This window comes from Candidatus Palauibacter sp., assembly GCF_965237495.1.
Classification (GTDB): domain Bacteria; phylum Gemmatimonadota; class Gemmatimonadetes; order Palauibacterales; family Palauibacteraceae; genus Palauibacter.
In genome coordinates this window covers 2,021,554-2,036,274 of the sequence record NZ_OZ250143.1, presented here as the reverse complement: position 1 = coordinate 2,036,274, position 14,721 = coordinate 2,021,554, and the positions used below count along the sequence as shown (strand labels likewise).

General features: G+C 69.0%; 14 protein-coding genes and 1 pseudogene. 6 read left to right on the top strand and 9 right to left on the bottom strand.

Features of this window, described 5'->3' with window-relative positions; genetic code table 11:
• Positions 1–13: 13 nt before the first annotated feature.
• The 4 genes from ACPXY0_RS08860 to ACPXY0_RS08845 are packed head-to-tail and all read right to left on the bottom strand — an operon-like array spanning position 14 to position 3,212.
• Positions 14–862 (bottom strand): DUF4097 family beta strand repeat-containing protein, encoded by an 849-nt coding sequence (locus ACPXY0_RS08860; protein WP_423930372.1) that lies wholly within the window; start codon positions 860–862, stop codon positions 14–16.
• On the bottom strand, positions 862–1,596 hold the full coding sequence (locus tag ACPXY0_RS08855; protein ID WP_423930370.1) for an anti-sigma factor: 735 nt from the start codon (positions 1,594–1,596) through the stop codon (positions 862–864). The genes ACPXY0_RS08860 and ACPXY0_RS08855 overlap by 1 nt, the downstream gene beginning before the upstream one ends.
• 58 nt (positions 1,597–1,654) lie before the next feature.
• The gene (locus tag ACPXY0_RS08850) at positions 1,655–2,341 is read right to left on the bottom strand and encodes an RNA polymerase sigma factor (protein WP_423930368.1); all 687 of its coding nucleotides are present in this window, start codon (positions 2,339–2,341) and stop codon (positions 1,655–1,657) included.
• Complete coding sequence (locus tag ACPXY0_RS08845) at positions 2,328–3,212, bottom strand: DMT family transporter (RefSeq protein ID WP_423930366.1); 885 nt, start codon at positions 3,210–3,212, stop codon at positions 2,328–2,330. The genes ACPXY0_RS08850 and ACPXY0_RS08845 overlap by 14 nt, the downstream gene beginning before the upstream one ends.
• A gap of 109 nt (positions 3,213–3,321) precedes the next feature.
• Between ACPXY0_RS08845 and ACPXY0_RS08840 the strand changes: the two genes are divergently transcribed.
• From ACPXY0_RS08840 to ACPXY0_RS08830, 3 genes are all read left to right on the top strand, one after another.
• The gene (locus ACPXY0_RS08840) at positions 3,322–4,203 is read left to right on the top strand and encodes a cyclase family protein (RefSeq protein WP_423930364.1); all 882 of its coding nucleotides are present in this window, start codon (positions 3,322–3,324) and stop codon (positions 4,201–4,203) included.
• Positions 4,204–4,320: 117 nt separating this feature from the next.
• Positions 4,321–6,075 (top strand): gamma-glutamyltransferase, encoded by a 1,755-nt coding sequence (gene ggt, locus ACPXY0_RS08835; protein ID WP_423930362.1) that lies wholly within the window; start codon positions 4,321–4,323, stop codon positions 6,073–6,075.
• 13 nt (positions 6,076–6,088) lie between these two features.
• Positions 6,089–7,126, top strand: a complete 1,038-nt coding sequence (locus tag ACPXY0_RS08830) for a Fic family protein (RefSeq protein WP_423930360.1) — start codon at positions 6,089–6,091, stop codon at positions 7,124–7,126.
• A gap of 89 nt (positions 7,127–7,215) precedes the next feature.
• On the opposite strand, the gene ACPXY0_RS08825 is transcribed toward ACPXY0_RS08830, so the two are convergent.
• Entirely contained in the window at positions 7,216–8,943 is a 1,728-nt protein-coding gene (locus ACPXY0_RS08825) for an N-acyl-D-amino-acid deacylase family protein (protein WP_423930358.1), read from the bottom strand.
• A 159-nt stretch (positions 8,944–9,102) separates the two neighbouring features.
• On the opposite strand from ACPXY0_RS08825, the gene ACPXY0_RS08820 reads away from it, so the two are divergent.
• Positions 9,103–9,948, top strand: coding sequence for a prohibitin family protein (locus ACPXY0_RS08820; protein WP_423930356.1), 846 nt, complete (start codon positions 9,103–9,105; stop codon positions 9,946–9,948).
• Between the two features lie 151 nt (positions 9,949–10,099).
• On the top strand, positions 10,100–11,152 hold the full coding sequence (locus ACPXY0_RS08815) for a PDZ domain-containing protein (RefSeq protein WP_423930354.1): 1,053 nt from the start codon (positions 10,100–10,102) through the stop codon (positions 11,150–11,152).
• Positions 11,153–11,179: 27 nt separating this feature from the next.
• On the opposite strand, the gene ACPXY0_RS08810 is transcribed toward ACPXY0_RS08815, so the two are convergent.
• Together ACPXY0_RS08810 and ACPXY0_RS08805 are read right to left on the bottom strand one after the other, a co-directional pair.
• Positions 11,180–11,551, bottom strand: a complete 372-nt coding sequence (locus tag ACPXY0_RS08810; protein ID WP_423930785.1) for a hypothetical protein — start codon at positions 11,549–11,551, stop codon at positions 11,180–11,182.
• A gap of 631 nt (positions 11,552–12,182) precedes the next feature.
• A pseudogene (locus ACPXY0_RS08805) lies at positions 12,183–12,506 on the bottom strand (helix-turn-helix domain-containing protein); the annotation flags it as partial.
• Between the two features lie 87 nt (positions 12,507–12,593).
• Between ACPXY0_RS08805 and ACPXY0_RS08800 the strand changes: the two are divergent.
• Positions 12,594–12,797: a hypothetical protein gene (locus tag ACPXY0_RS08800; protein WP_423930352.1), complete on the top strand. Its 204-nt coding sequence runs from the start codon at positions 12,594–12,596 to the stop codon at positions 12,795–12,797.
• 112 nt (positions 12,798–12,909) lie between these two features.
• Here the strand turns inward: ACPXY0_RS08800 and ACPXY0_RS08795 are convergent, their stop codons facing one another.
• On the bottom strand, positions 12,910–13,986 hold the full coding sequence (locus tag ACPXY0_RS08795; RefSeq protein WP_423930350.1) for a PA0069 family radical SAM protein: 1,077 nt from the start codon (positions 13,984–13,986) through the stop codon (positions 12,910–12,912).
• 75 nt (positions 13,987–14,061) lie between these two features.
• Entirely contained in the window at positions 14,062–14,637 is a 576-nt protein-coding gene (locus tag ACPXY0_RS08790) for a hypothetical protein (protein ID WP_419942040.1), read from the bottom strand.
• Positions 14,638–14,721: the final 84 nt, after the last annotated feature.

Below are 14,721 nucleotides of genomic sequence, written 5' to 3'. Positions count from 1 at the left end.
TTCCTGGTTCCTGCTAGTCGTCCCGATCCGGGACCCGCTCCCCGGGCCGGATGAGGAGGATGTCTCCGTCGAAGGACTTCAGCGCGATGGCCGCCGATCCGTCCCCGACCGTGAACTCGCCTCCGCGCAGCCGGCCTCCCCGGAACTGCACGGGGAAGGAGGGGACGAGTTCGCCGTCGAACGTGGACACCGAGATGCGGGCGCCCGTGCCCTCCGGGACGGCGAAGGTCACGTCCCCGTCGTGCGTGCTCAACGAGTAGCTTCCGCCCTCGTGCACGGCCCCGTCGTACCAGATGTTCCCGTCCACCGCGGTGACGGAGACGGCTCGTGCTTCGGCGTTGGTGATGACGATATCCGCGTCGATGCCGTGTACGGTCGTTTCGCCTCTGACCCGATCGATCCACACATCGCCGTCCGCCACGTTGACGGCGGAGGGCCCCGTGTTCGCGAGCCGCACCTCCCCATCGAGCGCGGCGACATCGACTCGTGCCGCGCCGTCGACCTCCACATCACCATCGGCCGTGCGCACCTCGACCGCACCGCGCGCGACGCCGACGATGGTGATGTCGCCCTCGCGTCCGGTCACGCTCACGTCGACATCCTCCGGGACCCAGACGAAGATGTCCGAATCGTCACCCCGGTCGCGCGCGCCCACATGAAAGGTCGCGCCCTCGGACCGGACCCGGACTCCGCCTTCCCCGTCCTCCAGCAGCACCCTCACCTCGCGGCCCCCGGTCCCGGTCACATGGACGTCGCCCTCGCGATGGGAGATGGCGATACGGCTGCCTTCCGGCACCACGAACGTCGTATCGCGCGCGGGCTGCGCGGCGGCGAGCGCCAGGGCGAGGAGCGCGGCGGTCATCAGTCGCTTGCCGCGAGTTGCGCGGCCTGCGCGAGAAACTCGGACTTGCGCCGCATCGTGCCCGTCATGTGCTGCTGGAGATAGGGATCGTCCGGCACCTCGCGGAGCGCCGCCCGCGCGTCCTCGATCGCCCGGTCGAGCGTCACGAGGGCGCGTCGGATGCGCGCCACGGTCTGCGGCGGCAGCGGTCGCTCGGAATCGAACAGCACCCGTTCGAGTTCGGCGATGAGGTCGGCGTATTCCTCCGCCGTCGCCTCCGCCTCGGTGCTGGTCGAGGTGCTCCGGGCCGCCGGCGGGAGCAGGGAGGGGAAGCCGATGGAGGGGGCTCCGTCATCGGGCGCGCCGCCCCGGGCGCCCGCCATCCACACGAGGGCCGCGGAGAGCGACGCCAGCGCCACCGCCGCGGCGAGTTGGGGCGCGAAGCGGGCGATCCCGCGCGCGGCCGGCCGTTGCCGGGCCGGCGGATCGGCGATGTCGGTCTCCGCCGAGGGCGCCTCGATGTCCGCCCCGAGGCGGGCCGCGATCCGGGGCCACAGATCCGCGGCCGGCTCGCGCGCCCCGAGGCGGCCCGCCCGCTCCACCACGGCCTCCAGCTCGGAGAGCGTGCTTGCGCAGTCCTCGCAGCTCTCCAGATGCCGCTCGACCAGCGTCTCTTCCTCGGGTCCGAGCCCCCCGTCGAGATACTCCGACAGGCGGTCGCGGAACCGATCCTTCGAATGTCGGCCGTCCGTCATGCGCTGAACCCTCCCGGCCTTCCGGTACGCCTCCGGACGCGTGTCGGTGTTCCACCCGTCATGCGTCGAGGTGCCGTCTCATGATCATCCGCGCCCGGTGCAGCTGCGACTTGGATGTCCCCGCCGTGATCTCCAGCATCTCCGCGATCTCGCGGTGCTTGTATCCCTCGATGTCGTGCAGGACGAACACCTGTCGCGCCCCCTCCGGCAGCCGCTCGATCGCGACCTCGAAATCGAGCCGGATCTCGATGCTGTCGCGCCGCGCCCGGGCCCGCGTGAGCAGGAGTTCGCCTCCCGTCTCCCGCTCCCGCCGCGCCCGCACGGCCCGCAGACGGCTGTAGACCACGTTCACCGCCAGCCGGTGGAGCCACGAACCGAACGCCGCCTCGCCGCGGAACGTCCCCAGCTTCTCCCACGCCCGCACGAACACATCCTGCGTGAATTCGTCGGCGCGCTCGCTCCCGGCCAGCCGGCAGACGAGGCCGTACACGCGCGACACGTGGGCCCGATAGAGCCGCTCGAACGCCGCTCCATCCCCGAACGCGGCCGCGCGCACGTCCGCCGCGACGCCGGCGGGGACTTGCCCGCCCTCCCCCGCGTCCGACCCGTGCCGCCTCGCTTCGCCGTTCGATTCGATCGCTACCTGACCCGCCTGGCCCCCGTCCGCGTTCGATTCCTGAGACGCGCCCTGTACCGGGAAGGTTGGAGTCCGCCTTCCGGCCTCGCGGTGATCAGGGGTGGACATCGACGGCTTCCGGCTGGCGTTCGAGGCGGAGACACACGACGCCAGCCAGGATCAGCAGGGCGCCGAGCCCCTGGCCGCTCGACAGGCGGTCGCCGAGGACGAGCGCCGCCAGGGTCAGCGTGACGGCCGGCTCGACCGTAGCGGCGATGGCGGCCCGGGCCGGACCGATCCACTGGATCCCGACCAGGAACGCCGTAACCGGGATCGCGGTCGAGAAGAGCCCGATCGCCGCGATGAGGGCGAGCGGGGCGCGTGCGAGCGGTACGCCGACGCCTCCCGTGGCGAGGGCGGTCAGGGAGATCGCGACCGCGGTCGAGGTGATCACGGTCGCCGTCGCGGAGACGGGAGGGAGCCCCTCGAGCACGCCGTGGCTCCAGACGATCCATGCCGCCAGCAGCACGACGGAGAGCACGACCAGGCCGACGCCAAGCGGGTCCCCCGACCCGACGCCGAGTCCGACGGTGAGCGCGCAGCCGACCATCGCGAGGGCCAGCGCGGTGATGCGGCGCGAGGTCAGGCGCTCGCCGACCCAGATCCGGGCCAGGAGCACGGTCATGGCGGGATAGGTGAAGAAGACGAGCGTCGCGAGCGAGGCCGGGAGCCGGTCGAGCCCGAGCATGTAGCACATTGCGTTGCCGGCGTAGAGCACGCCGAGCAGACACAGCCCGACCACCCGGCGCCGGGGCGGGCAAGGACGCCCGGTTGCGAACACGAACGCCCACACGAGCCCGCTCCCGAGCACGAAGCGCCACGCTAGCAGCGGCAGCACCTCCACCCCCTCGGCGAGCGCGAGCTTGGCCAGCACGGCCAGGGCGCCGTACCCCAGCGCGGCAACGAAGACGACGAGGAGGCCCCGGGTGATGTTTCGCATGCACGAATCTCGCTTCGTCCACTCCGGGTCGCCACTTTCACGGCGAGGGATCACCGCAGGGGATGGAACCCGGGCAACCAAGAGGCACCGGAACGAGGGAGAGTGAGCGATGCCGAGTTCGGACTTTTTGCGTCGGGGCGCGGGCGTCTTCGTCGCGTGCGCGGCGCTGGCGGCGTGTTCGATCTGGGTCGAGACGCCCGACGACAGGCGGGCGACGCCCTCCGCGGAGCCGTCCGCGGCGGAACTGGACCTGGCGGACTTCGAGATCGTCGATCTCACGCACACCTTCGGTCCGGAAACGATCTACTGGCCGACGGACACCGCCGGGTTCCGGCTCGACGAGTTGGCGTTCGGCGAGACCGAGGCCGGCTACTTCTATTCCGCCTACGCGCTCGCGACCGCCGAGCACGGGGGAACGCACATCGACGCGCCGATCCACTTCCACGAGGGCGGGGGCGACGTCGCGTCGATCCCGCTGGAGCGGCTGATGGGGCCCGCGGTCGTCATCGACATCACGGCGCAGGCCGCGGCCGACGCCGACTACCGGCTCACGGCGGACGATATCGAGGCGCACGAGGCGGAGCACGGGGAGATCCCGGACGGCAGTCTCGTCCTGCTCCGCACCGGGTGGAGCGCGCGCTGGCCCGACGCGCTCGCCTATCTGGGCGACGACACCCCGGGGGACGCGTCCAACCTCCACTTTCCGAGCTACGGGGAGGAGGCGGCGCGGCTCCTCGTCGAAGGACGGGGCGCGGCGGTCCTCGGCATCGATGCGGCGTCGATCGACTACGGTCCCTCGACCGACTTCATCGTCCACCAGGTCGCGGCGGCAGCCGGCGTCCCCAGCCTCGAGAACCTCACGAATCTGGACCGGCTTCCCGCGCGCGGGGCCACCGTCATCGCCCTCCCCATGAAGATCTCGGGAGGTTCCGGCGGCCCCCTGCGGGCGGTCGCGCTCGTCCCCGTCCCCGAGGGGTCCGACGAACCGTGATCCCCTTTCCGCCCGCAGGAAGCCGCCCGACATTGCGCGCGATCCCGGGGTCGTCGCTCCGCCGCTCGCACGCGGCGCGGGGAGCCGGGTGAAGCGTCTCTGTCCAGAGGAGGGGTCTTGATCACCAGGAAGCGCCTGTCCGCGTTCGCCGTTCGTACCTTCGCCCTGTCGGCGGTGTCGGTCTCGGTCGTCTTCTCGCCGCTCGCCGCGCAATCGGGCCGCATGGCCGCGCCGTCGCGCGGCGGCATGGTCGTGAGCAGCCACTATCTCGCTTCGGAGGTGGGCCAGGAGATCCTCGAGCAGGGTGGCAACGCGGTCGACGCGGCCGTGGCCACCGCCTTCGCGCTCGCCGTGACGCTGCCCTCCGCCGGCAACGTCGGGGGCGGCGGCTTCCTCGTGTACCACGGGGCCGACGGCGAGGTGACGACGTTCAACTTCCGGGAGAAGGCGGCGCTCGCGGCGACCGAACGCATGTATCTGGACGGGACCGGCGAGGTTCGCGACAACTCGAACCGCATCGGGCTGCTCGCGGTCGGGGTCCCCGGCACGGTGGCCGGGATGTGGAAGGCCCACCAGCGGCTGGGCCGGCTGCCCTGGGCGGACCTCCTGGAACCCGCCATCCGGCTGGCGGCCGACGGGATGCCGTCCACGTGGGCGATGCAGAACTGGCTGGGCTCGCTGCCGGGCCGGGCCGGGCCGCTGTACGACGCGACGCGCGAGGCCTTCCTCAAGGACGGAGTCGGCGTGTACGAGCCGGGGGAGACCTTCAGGCAGCCGGACCTGGCCGAGACCCTGCGCCGCATCCAGCGCGACGGGCACGACGGCTTCTACCGCGGCGAGACGGCGAAGCTCGTGGCCGGCTTCATGGCGGAGCACGGCGGTCTGATCACGGCAGAGGACCTCGCCCGCTACGAGGCGGACGAACTGACCCCGATTCACGGGACGTACCGCGGCTACGATGTCTACTCGATGCCGCCGCCCAGTTCCGGCGGGATCGGCATCGTCGAGATGCTCAACATCCTCGAGGGGTACGACCTGGCGGAGATCGGGCACAACTCGGCGCTCTACCTCCACCTCCTCACCGAGTCCATGCGGCGCTCGTATGCGGATCGAGCACTTTATATCGGAGATCCGAAGTTAAATCCCGACATACCGGTCGAGCGCCTCACCTCGAAGGCGTACGCCGGACAGCTGCGGTCGAGCATCGACATGGAGCGCGCCTCGCGCAGCGATTCGGCCGCCTTCAACACCGTCTTCCTCGCGGAGAGCGCGGAGAGCGAGGAGACGACCCACTACTCGGTGGTCGATGCAGAGGGCAACGCGGTGGCCGTGACCTACACGCTCGAGTTCGGGTACGGCTCCAGCATCGTCGTCCCCGGCGCCGGCTTCCTCCTCAACAACGAACTCGGCGATTTCAACGCGATCCCGGGCCGGACGGACTCCCGCGGCACGATCGGTACGCCGCCCAACCTCGTGGCCCCGCAGAAGCAGCCGCTGTCGAGCATGACGCCGACGATCGTGGCGCGAGACGGGCGGCCGGTGCTGGCGATCGGAAGCCCCGGCGGCCGCACCATCATCAACACGACGCTCCAGGTCGTACTCAACGTCGTGGATCACGGGATGACGGGGTCGCAGTTCGGGCGCGCCATCGAGTCGCCCCGCATCCACCATCAGTGGTTTCCCGACACGACCACCTTCGAGGAGTGGGGCTTCTCCCCCGACACGAAGCGTCTCTACCAGGCGATGGGGCACCGGATCTCGACCCGTGGCGGGCAGGGGAGCGCGATGGGGATCTACATCGACTGGGACACCGGGCTGCGTTGGGGTGCCGCCGACAGCCGCGCCTTCGACGGCGGCGCGCGCGGCAACTAGCCGGCAGATGCAGGTGGACGCATCCGGCCTCTCCGGGGAAGGCGGCTATGAGCCCCCCTTTCGCGTCACCCCGGAGATCGTGCGCCATGTGGCCGACATCGGCGAAGCCATGGGCAGGATCGAGTCGGAAGGCGGCGAAAACGTTCGCCCCGCGCTACGGCGCGCCAATCGTATCAGGACCGTACAGAGCACGGTCGAGATCGAAGGCAACACGCTAGGCGTCGAAGAAGTCGCCGCCGTACTTGACGGCAGGCGCGTCCGGGCGCCGCCCCGCGACCTGCTCGAGGTCCGCAACGCGTTCGCGGCATATGAGGCGATGCCGGATTGGACGTCGCACTCGGTCGCGGACCTGCTGCGGGCGCATCGGATAATGATGGACGGACTCATCGAGGCGCCCGGCCGCTTTCGAACCGGCGGTGCCGTCGTCGCGGGCCCGGAGGGCGTGGTCCACATCGCGCCTCCGGCCTCCCGTGTGGAGTCCCTGATGTCGGCCCTGCTGGGTTGGCTTGAGGAGACGGACGAGCATCCGCTGATCGCCAGTTCCGTGTTTCACTTCGAGTTCGAGTTCATCCACCCCTTCGCCGATGGCAACGGGCGTATGGGCCGGCTTTGGCAGACGCTGATCCTCGCCCGTTGGAAACCCCTCTTCGCCGCGCTGCCGGTCGAGAGCATGATTCGAGACCACCGGGCTGGCTACTACGAGGCGCTGCGCGAGAGTGGCCGGGCGGGCGAGTCCACGGGTTTCGTGGAATACGCCTTGCGGATGATTCGCGAGGTCGTGTTGGAGCACGTACGAACCGAACAAGTAACCGAACAAGTAACCGAACAAGTGCGCCGCCTTCTTGCGGTCATGGATGACAGCGCACTGTCCGCGAGGGAACTGATGTCGCGTCTGCAGCTGACGCATCGCCCGAATTTTCTCTACAACTACCTGCGGCCCGCGTTGCGTCACGGTTTCATCGCGATGACCCGGCCGGACGCGCCGCGCGCCCACAACCAGCGGTATCGCCTCACGCCGAGCGGGCGTCAGCGGGCGGCGGCGCCGGGTTGAACTTCCGCCGGTAGCGCCGAGTCCAGACGGCGATGGTCGGAATGCCGATGACCGTCGGCAGGATCCACCCCGCGCCTCGCACGAGGGCGTCAGCGGGGGGCGCCCTCCCAGCCCGGTCCCCGCACCACCTGCCCGGGGGTGGCGCCCGTGGGTTCTCCCTCGGACAGGACCTGCACCCCGTTCACGAACACGTCGCGGACGCCGGTCGCGAGCTGGTGCGGCTCCTCGAACGTGGCGTGATCGGCGATCGTCTCGGGATCGAACACCGCGATGTCGGCGAAATAGCCGGACGCGAGACGGCCGCGCCCCTCGATGCGCAGGTTGGCGGCGGGCAGCGACGTCAGCTTCCGGACCGCCTCCTCCAGCGGAAGGATCCCCTCGTCTCGCACGTACCTGCCGAGGAGCCGCGCGAAGTTGCCGTAGGCGCGTGGGTGCGTGCTGGAGCGGACGAACGGCTCCTCCGGGGCGAGGGATCCGGCGTCGGAGCCGAAGCTCACCCACGGGAGGGCGATCTGACGGCGGACGTTGTCCTCCGACATCATGAAGTAGACCGTACCCACGCGGCTGTCGTCCTGCACCACGAGGTCCATGGCGGTCTCCTCGATCCCGGAGCCGCGGGCGGCGGCGACCTCGGCCAGCGTCCGCCCCGTCAGATACCGGAGCGAGTCCTGCCGGAAGCCGACGAGCAGCACGCGCTCGGGTGAGCCGGCGGCGAGGAGCAGGTTCTCCCATTCGTCTGTCGGCGTCCGCATCTCCGCCGCGATCGGCTCGCGCTGCGCCGGGTCGCGCAGCCGCTCGATCATCGCGGCGTGGCCGCCCTCGTGGATCCAGGGCGGCATGGCCGCGTCGAGCCCCGTCGAGCCGGCGGTGTAGGTGTACATGTCCGCGGTGATCTCGAGCCCCTCGGCGCGCGCCGCCTCCACCCGTTCGATGACTTGGTCGAGCTTGTCCCAGTTCTCGCTGCCCGCCGCCTTGAGGTGGTAGATCTCCGCCCGCACGCCGGCTTGGCGCGCGATCGTGAGGAGTTCGTCCACCGCTTCGAGGAGGCGGTTCCCCTCGCTCCTCATGTGTGAGATGTACCCGCCGCCGTATTCGCCGGCCGCGCTCGCGAGCGCGATGAGTTCGTCGGTGCCGGCGTAGAACGCGGGGGCATAGATGAGCGATGAGCCGACCCCCAGGGCGCCCTCGCGCATGGCGTCCCGCACCAGGTCCTGCATGCGGCCCAGTTCCTCGACCGTCGGGGGGCGGTCCTCATGGCCGATCTCGTGTACCCGCACGGTGGTGGCCCCGATGTAGGAGGCCACGTTCGTCGCCACGCCGCGTTCCACGAGGTGGTCGAGGTATTCGCCGAGCGAGATCCACGGGACCTCGAAGCGGACGTCCCCCTGCCGCTCGACCATTTCCCGCTTCATCCCGGGATTGAGCGGTCCCATGGAGGAGCCCTCCCCGTATACCTCGAGCGTCACGCCCTGGCGGATGTCGCTCAGCGATCGTCCGTCGACGAGGAGCGACTCGGTCGCCCACGAGAGCATGTTGATGAAGCCCGGTGACACCGCGTGGCCGGTGGCGTCGATCGTCGCCGCCGCCGTGGCGCCCGCGAAGTCGCCTATGCCGGCGATCGTGTCACCGGCGATCGCCACGTCCGCGATGCGGGGCGGGCCGCCGGAGCCGTCGTAGACCGTGCCGCCCCGGATGAGGACGTCGTACTCGTCGGTGGGGACGGGGGCCGAGCAGGCCCACGCGGCGGCGAGCGCAGCCGCGAGGGCCGTTCGCGTCATCCGGGTCGGGGCGGCGCTTCCATGAATCCGTCGAGGCATGAATGCTTCTCCGGCGAGAGGGTAGGGGTGGTCAGGTGGATCTTACCGGCCCGGTGGGGCAGGTGCGACCGCGCGGTTATCTTGCCGCGGGCACAACAGGCCCGCCCGCCCGCGCCCACGTCGCGGGCGATGCACATTCCAGTCTTGGGAGGATGAAAAATGTCGAATTCTGTGAAGTCGTTGCGGCTGGGTTCAATCGCCGCGGTGGCCGGGGTTTTCCTGGTCCTGATGCTCTTCGTGTTCGGCTTCAACCGGGTGGACCAGTACGAGGTCTCGGTCAAGCGGAACCCGGTCACCGGGGCGGTATCGTCGCGCCCCTACACGCAGGGTCTGTATCATAACGTGCTGCGGTCCTGGACCAACTATCCCCTGCGGGAGGTCCAGTACCCGGCTGGCGGTCAGGCTGAGCGCCTGGACGCGCTGACCTCGGACCAGCTTCAGATCGCGGTCGATGCGGCCTATCGGTATCGCATCAATCCGGACAGCGCCGTCCATCTGTACCTCACGGTCGGGAACGAGAACGCGGTCGGGTCGTTCGTCTACAACACCTACCGCTCGGCCATCCGGGACGCGATCGCCGAGATCGAGGCCTCCGACATCCTGTCCACGGAACGGACCGGGATCTCCGCCCGCATCGAGGCGCTGATGACAACTCGCCTGAATCCGCGCGGCGTCGAGATCACCGACTTCTTCGTGCGCGAGGTCGCGCCGCCCGAGACGATCCGGCAGGCGATCGAAGCCAAGCTGGCGCGCGAGCAGCAGGTGCAGTCGGAGGAGTACCAGACCCAGGTCGTGGTCGAACAGGCGAACCAGCAGCGCGCGGAGGCCGAGGGGATCCGGGACGCGCAGGACATCATCGCCCAGAGCCTCGCGGGCGTGTCGGGCCAGCGCTACCTGCACTGGCGCTACCTGGAGATGCTCGGGAAGATCGGTGAGGGGACGAACAACATGGTCATCGCGCCGACCGAAGGCGGGGTCCCCCTCTTCTTCGCTCCGAACCGCTGACCCCGGGCGCCGGCCCGCCGGCCCGGGGCAACCGACCGCCGTCCCGCGAATGTCCTACCCGACGAGGTAGACGGAGCGGCCTTCGAGCCGCGATCGTTCACTATCCGGTGCGGAGCGCGCCGGCGATCGGGGAGGACCCGGAGGGGGATACATGAATCAGGAATCGAGGAAGTCGCTCGCCGCAGCGCTCGGCGTGGCGCTGCTCGCGGGGCTCGGCGTCGGAGCCGGACCCGTCACGGCCCAGGAGGAGGGCGAGGACGATCGGCGCGAAAGAGTGTCGATATTGTCTTCCGGCAGCGGCGGATATCTGGGCGTCGAGATCCGCGATGTCGATGAGGAGCGCGCCTCCGACCTCGGCCTGCCGAGGCCCTACGGCGCCTTCATCAGCGATGTCGTCGCCGAGGGACCCGCGGACCAGGCCGGCCTCGACAACGGGGACGTGATCGTGCGCTGGAACGGCGATCGGCTCGAGAGCGTCGCCCAGTTGCAGCGACTCGCGGGGGAGACGCCCCCGGGTCGCGAGGTGCAGCTCACGGTGCTCCGCGACGGAGCCGAACGCGAGCTGTCGGTCGAGCTCGGGTCGAGGGGGTCGTGGCTGAGCCAGGCCGTTCAAGGTGGCCTCGTCGTCAACCCGTCCACCTCGCGACGAGGGCTCACATGGCTGTCGCCGCCGAGCGTTCAGATTCAGCCCGGTCGTGGCGGTGCGAATATCCAGTTCTTCGGTCGTCCGCGACTCGGCGCGAACGTTCAGACGCTGGGCGACCAGCTGGCGGACTATTTCGGCGTGGAGGGCGGCGCGCTCGTGACGTCGGTGTCCGAGGACTCGCCGGTCGCCGCCGCCGGACTGCGGGCAGGGGATGTGATCGTGGGCATCGGCGACGAGGACGTGAGCGACCCGGTCGATCTCACGCGGGCGCTCGCCGACATCGAGGCGGGCGAGGTGTCGGTCCGCATCGTCCGCGACGGGACCGAACGCACCCTCACCGTCGAACTGGAGGAGGTTGACCGCCTCTTCCGGTGGCGCCGCGGAGACGACGATGGGGAGATCGAGAGCTTCGAGTTCGAACCCGCCGACTGGGACCTGGATTTCGAAATCCCGGAGATCGAAGTCCCGAGCTTCGAGATCCCCGCGATCGAAGCCCCTCTGATCGAGCTCCTCCGGTTCGAACCACTCCCATCCCGCCGAGTTGCGATGCGCGTCTGACCGTCAGTTGGGCCCAGGCTTTCGCTGTCACGGGGGCGGGATTTCAATCCCCGCGCGTTCCGCAACCGTCTCGGCGAGTGCCTGGAAATCCCGGTAGCAGTCCTGGACCGCAGTCGCGTGTCCGCCGATCGCGCCATCGGCCGATTTGAGGGCGAACATGGGCTTTCGGGCCTCCTGGGCAAGCGGCATGAGGCCGCGGTAATGCTTGAGCGTGGCGAGGCAGTTCGGATCGCGTTCTATCGCGGTCCCCGTCAAGGGTGCGGCTTCGCCGGCGACCGCCGTCGCGTATACGGCGGGAATCCGGCGCATCCAGCGCCCGCAGGCCTTGACCGGGCGGTCCAGACGGACTGCATGCTGCATGACGATGTAGCCGATGGCCCGCATTGCACCCGCCGGCACGCGGAGATCCTCGACGGGATTGCGCTCGCGCCTCTCCGCCCATTCGCTCTGCCAACGGCGAAGTGTCGGACCCAGGTTGCGGAGACCTTGAAGCGAATAGAGGTCGGGTGCCAGCGGAATGCATCACCGTATTTCGTGCGAGTTGCTGAAGTGCCGCCACGGGATAGTCAGGCCAACGGGCCTCGCGGGAGACGGTAGCGACCTCTGTGCGAGTCGAGATATTCAGCTTCAGCAGTTCGTCCAACTGCCGCAACACATCATCGAGCCTGCCGGTCAGCACGTTCTGGCTGCGGATCGGGTCTGTGACCTCCGTGCCGTCAAAGCGGAGGAACTGCACATACGCTCCGGGAATCCAGCCCTGTGGATCCCGTCCGAAACCCAGGAGCGCACCCCATGTCGGCGCGCCCTTCGCGAGCAGACGCAATGACAGCAACTGTTGGTCCAGGGAACGCTGGTTGGTGTCCAGAACATCCTGCGCGACGGCGTGCGGCAGGTAGTGTGTCTCGATGTACGCGAGGTCGAGCGCCTCGACTGTGGCATCCGGCGTCGGACTCTGGTCGAAGGGCCGCTCACCGGAACGCCGGCGCTCGCTCAGGCGCTGCTCCTCTTCGGGAGTGGCCAGGCGCACGGTCGGGCCGACTCTGACCCACACCCGTCCTTGATATCGCACCGGCGGACTCCGAGATGGCTCGACGATTATCGCGGCGACTTCGCAGCCGGAGAGGACGTGTTTCTGCACGACAAGGGACGGAACGGGCAAGATGTTCCCGTCGTCCTTCATGCCCGCAAGTGTAGTCAGGAGCTGGTCGTCGATCGTCGAGTTCGAACAGTCGCCGTCGTTCTCGACTCCGATCAAGATCACGCCGGGTCGACCATGACCTGGAAGATCGTTAGCAAACGCACAAATGTTGCGTCGCAGTTTGCTACGGTCGGCGGCGGAGCACTTGCGCTCCACCCGGTCCGACTCCAGATGGACCCGCAACCGCTCCAATTCCCGTGCGTCCACTGGATTCACGCCTGAGCCTCCGAAGATGGCTGCGGGATGGACGAATCTCGTCCCCCCGGCACCCGATACTGCACCATCGTCAGCGCGGGCGCGATCTTCATCAACACCGCAGTACCGAACACGATGCCGCAGCCGGGCGACGGCGCCATCGGGCTGAGGAACTGGGCATCCGCAGGCAGGTCTGAGAGTCAGGGGTTCGACGACTGCGACGACGAGGACTTCTCGTCGGGCGGAAGGTGATCGTGGACGGGCTGGCTGGCAAGCTGCTGCGGATCGGCGCGCGGCGGGAGCCTCGCAGTCGCAGCTCGTTCAACCGCGCCGGCAGCGCTCGATCCATGGGAGTCCGCGTTTGCTATTCGTCGAACAGGCCCAGCTGCGGGCCCACCCTCGGCGGCCGGAAGTGCTCCGTCGAGAGATCGTAGTCGCGCGGCTCGATGCCGTGCTTCGCGCGCGCAAGGTCGAAGAGACGCTGGACCTGATGCGCGAATGGCCCGCGACCCCGCATCCGCTCTCCGAAGGTCGACGCGTAGAGGCTCCCGCCCCGCAGTTCCCGCATCCGGTTGAGCACCTTGTCGGCGCGGTCCGGGTAGTGCCGGCGGAGCCAGTCCTCGAAGAGATCGGCGACCCCGTACGGGAGACGGAGCATGATGTAGATGGCCCGGCCCGCCCCCGCTTTCGCCGCCGCCTCGACGATGGCCGGAATCTCGTGATCCGTGAGCCCCGGGATCACGGGCGCCACATTCACCCCCACGGGGATTCCCGCCTCGGCGAGCCGCGCGATCGCTTCGAGCCGGCGCTCCGGGGTGGAGGCTCGAGGCTCCATCTTCCGCTGCAGTGATCGATCCAGCGTCGTCACGGAGAGCTGAACCTGCACCGCGTCGTAGCGCGCAAGTTCGCGCAGCAGATCGATGTCCCGGGTCACGCGGTGGTGCTTCGTCACGATCCCGACCGGGTTCCGCGCCTCGACCAGAACCTCGAGACACCGGCGTGTGAGGCCCAGCCTCCGCTCCAGAGGCTGGTAGGGGTCCGTCACCCCGCTCAGCACGAGCACCTGCGGTTTCCACCGCGGTGAGGCGAGTTCCTGTCTCAACAGTTCGGGCGCCTCCGGCTTGACCAGTATTCGGCTCTCGAAGTCGAGCCCCGCCGAGAGGCCGAGGTACTCGTGCGTCGGTCTCGCATAGCAATACGCGCAGCCCGTCTCGCAGCCCCGATACGGGTTGAGACTGGCGTCGAATCCGAGGTCGGGACTGTCGTTCCGGGAGATGACGCGCCGGGACCGGTCCTCGAGGACCTCGGTCTTCGGATCCGGGTCCGAGGCCAGGGTCCACGCCTCTCGTTCCACCGCAAGGGGGAGGAAGCGGTTCTTCGGGTTGTGCGCGCTTCCGCGCCCCCGGATCGATGGGTGCCGGTCTGTGATCGGAGGCGACATGGGCTCCCGAGCCTGTATTCGGTATTTATTCGGTTAAGGGTCGAGCAATATGGGGGATGTTCGGCGGGAATTCAACTAGAAGCTGATGCCGAGTCGCAGCGTCAGGGTGTCGAGGCGGGGCTTCCCCTCGCCCCGGAGGACCGAGGACCCGACCGGGACCTCCGAACCCATGAGTGAGTTGATCCCGAACCCGTAGCGCACCTCGGGCCACAGACGGAGGCCCAGGTCGAGTTCCAGGCCGGCGCCGAATTCGGCACGGATGGGATGCGCCGTGAACAGGTCGTCGACCCCCGCGAGGGCGCTCGACGGGAAGGTGAAGACGGGTCCCGCCAGCAGGTAGGGGCTGACCTTCGGAAACGGGATTCGAATCCGCACGTCGACGGGGATCTCGAGGAGGTCGATGTCGAACCGGACCTGATCCTCGCCCGCCTTCGCGACGAGGCTCGGGACGCGGTGATACACGAGGGCGGGCCGCAGCGCGAAGGAGGCGAGATTGACGTTGAGGAAGATCCCGATGTGAAAGCCATCGTTGAGATCGGTGAAGTCGAAGCCGCTGGCAGGCAGGAAATCGCCGAGGGCGTCGCGGTTGTAACCCGCCAGGACACCGACCTGCGCGTGCGCGGTAGACGGAACGATGCAGGTCAGGCTCAACACCACCCACCCCCACCGAGATCGGGCGCTTCTCTTTATCCGCGTCACCTCGTCCCCTCCCAACATCCGATTCGGCCCCTCCAG

Bases quoted from the DNA above. Each gene is read 5' to 3' on its own strand.
- ACPXY0_RS08860 (WP_423930372.1), bottom strand. From the start codon at position 862: ATGACCGCCGCGCTCCTCGCCCTGGCGCTCGCCGCCGCGCAGCCCGCG.
- ACPXY0_RS08855 (WP_423930370.1), bottom strand. From the start codon at position 1,596: ATGACGGACGGCCGACATTCGAAGGATCGGTTCCGCGACCGCCTGTCG.
- ACPXY0_RS08850 (WP_423930368.1), bottom strand. From the start codon at position 2,341: ATGTCCACCCCTGATCACCGCGAGGCCGGAAGGCGGACTCCAACCTTC.
- ACPXY0_RS08845 (WP_423930366.1), bottom strand. From the start codon at position 3,212: ATGCGAAACATCACCCGGGGCCTCCTCGTCGTCTTCGTTGCCGCGCTG.
- ACPXY0_RS08840 (WP_423930364.1), top strand. From the start codon at position 3,322: ATGCCGAGTTCGGACTTTTTGCGTCGGGGCGCGGGCGTCTTCGTCGCG.
- ACPXY0_RS08825 (WP_423930358.1), bottom strand. From the start codon at position 8,943: ATGCCTCGACGGATTCATGGAAGCGCCGCCCCGACCCGGATGACGCGA.
- ACPXY0_RS08820 (WP_423930356.1), top strand. From the start codon at position 9,103: ATGTCGAATTCTGTGAAGTCGTTGCGGCTGGGTTCAATCGCCGCGGTG.
- ACPXY0_RS08815 (WP_423930354.1), top strand. From the start codon at position 10,100: ATGAATCAGGAATCGAGGAAGTCGCTCGCCGCAGCGCTCGGCGTGGCG.
- ACPXY0_RS08800 (WP_423930352.1), top strand. From the start codon at position 12,594: ATGGACGAATCTCGTCCCCCCGGCACCCGATACTGCACCATCGTCAGC.
- ACPXY0_RS08795 (WP_423930350.1), bottom strand. From the start codon at position 13,986: ATGTCGCCTCCGATCACAGACCGGCACCCATCGATCCGGGGGCGCGGA.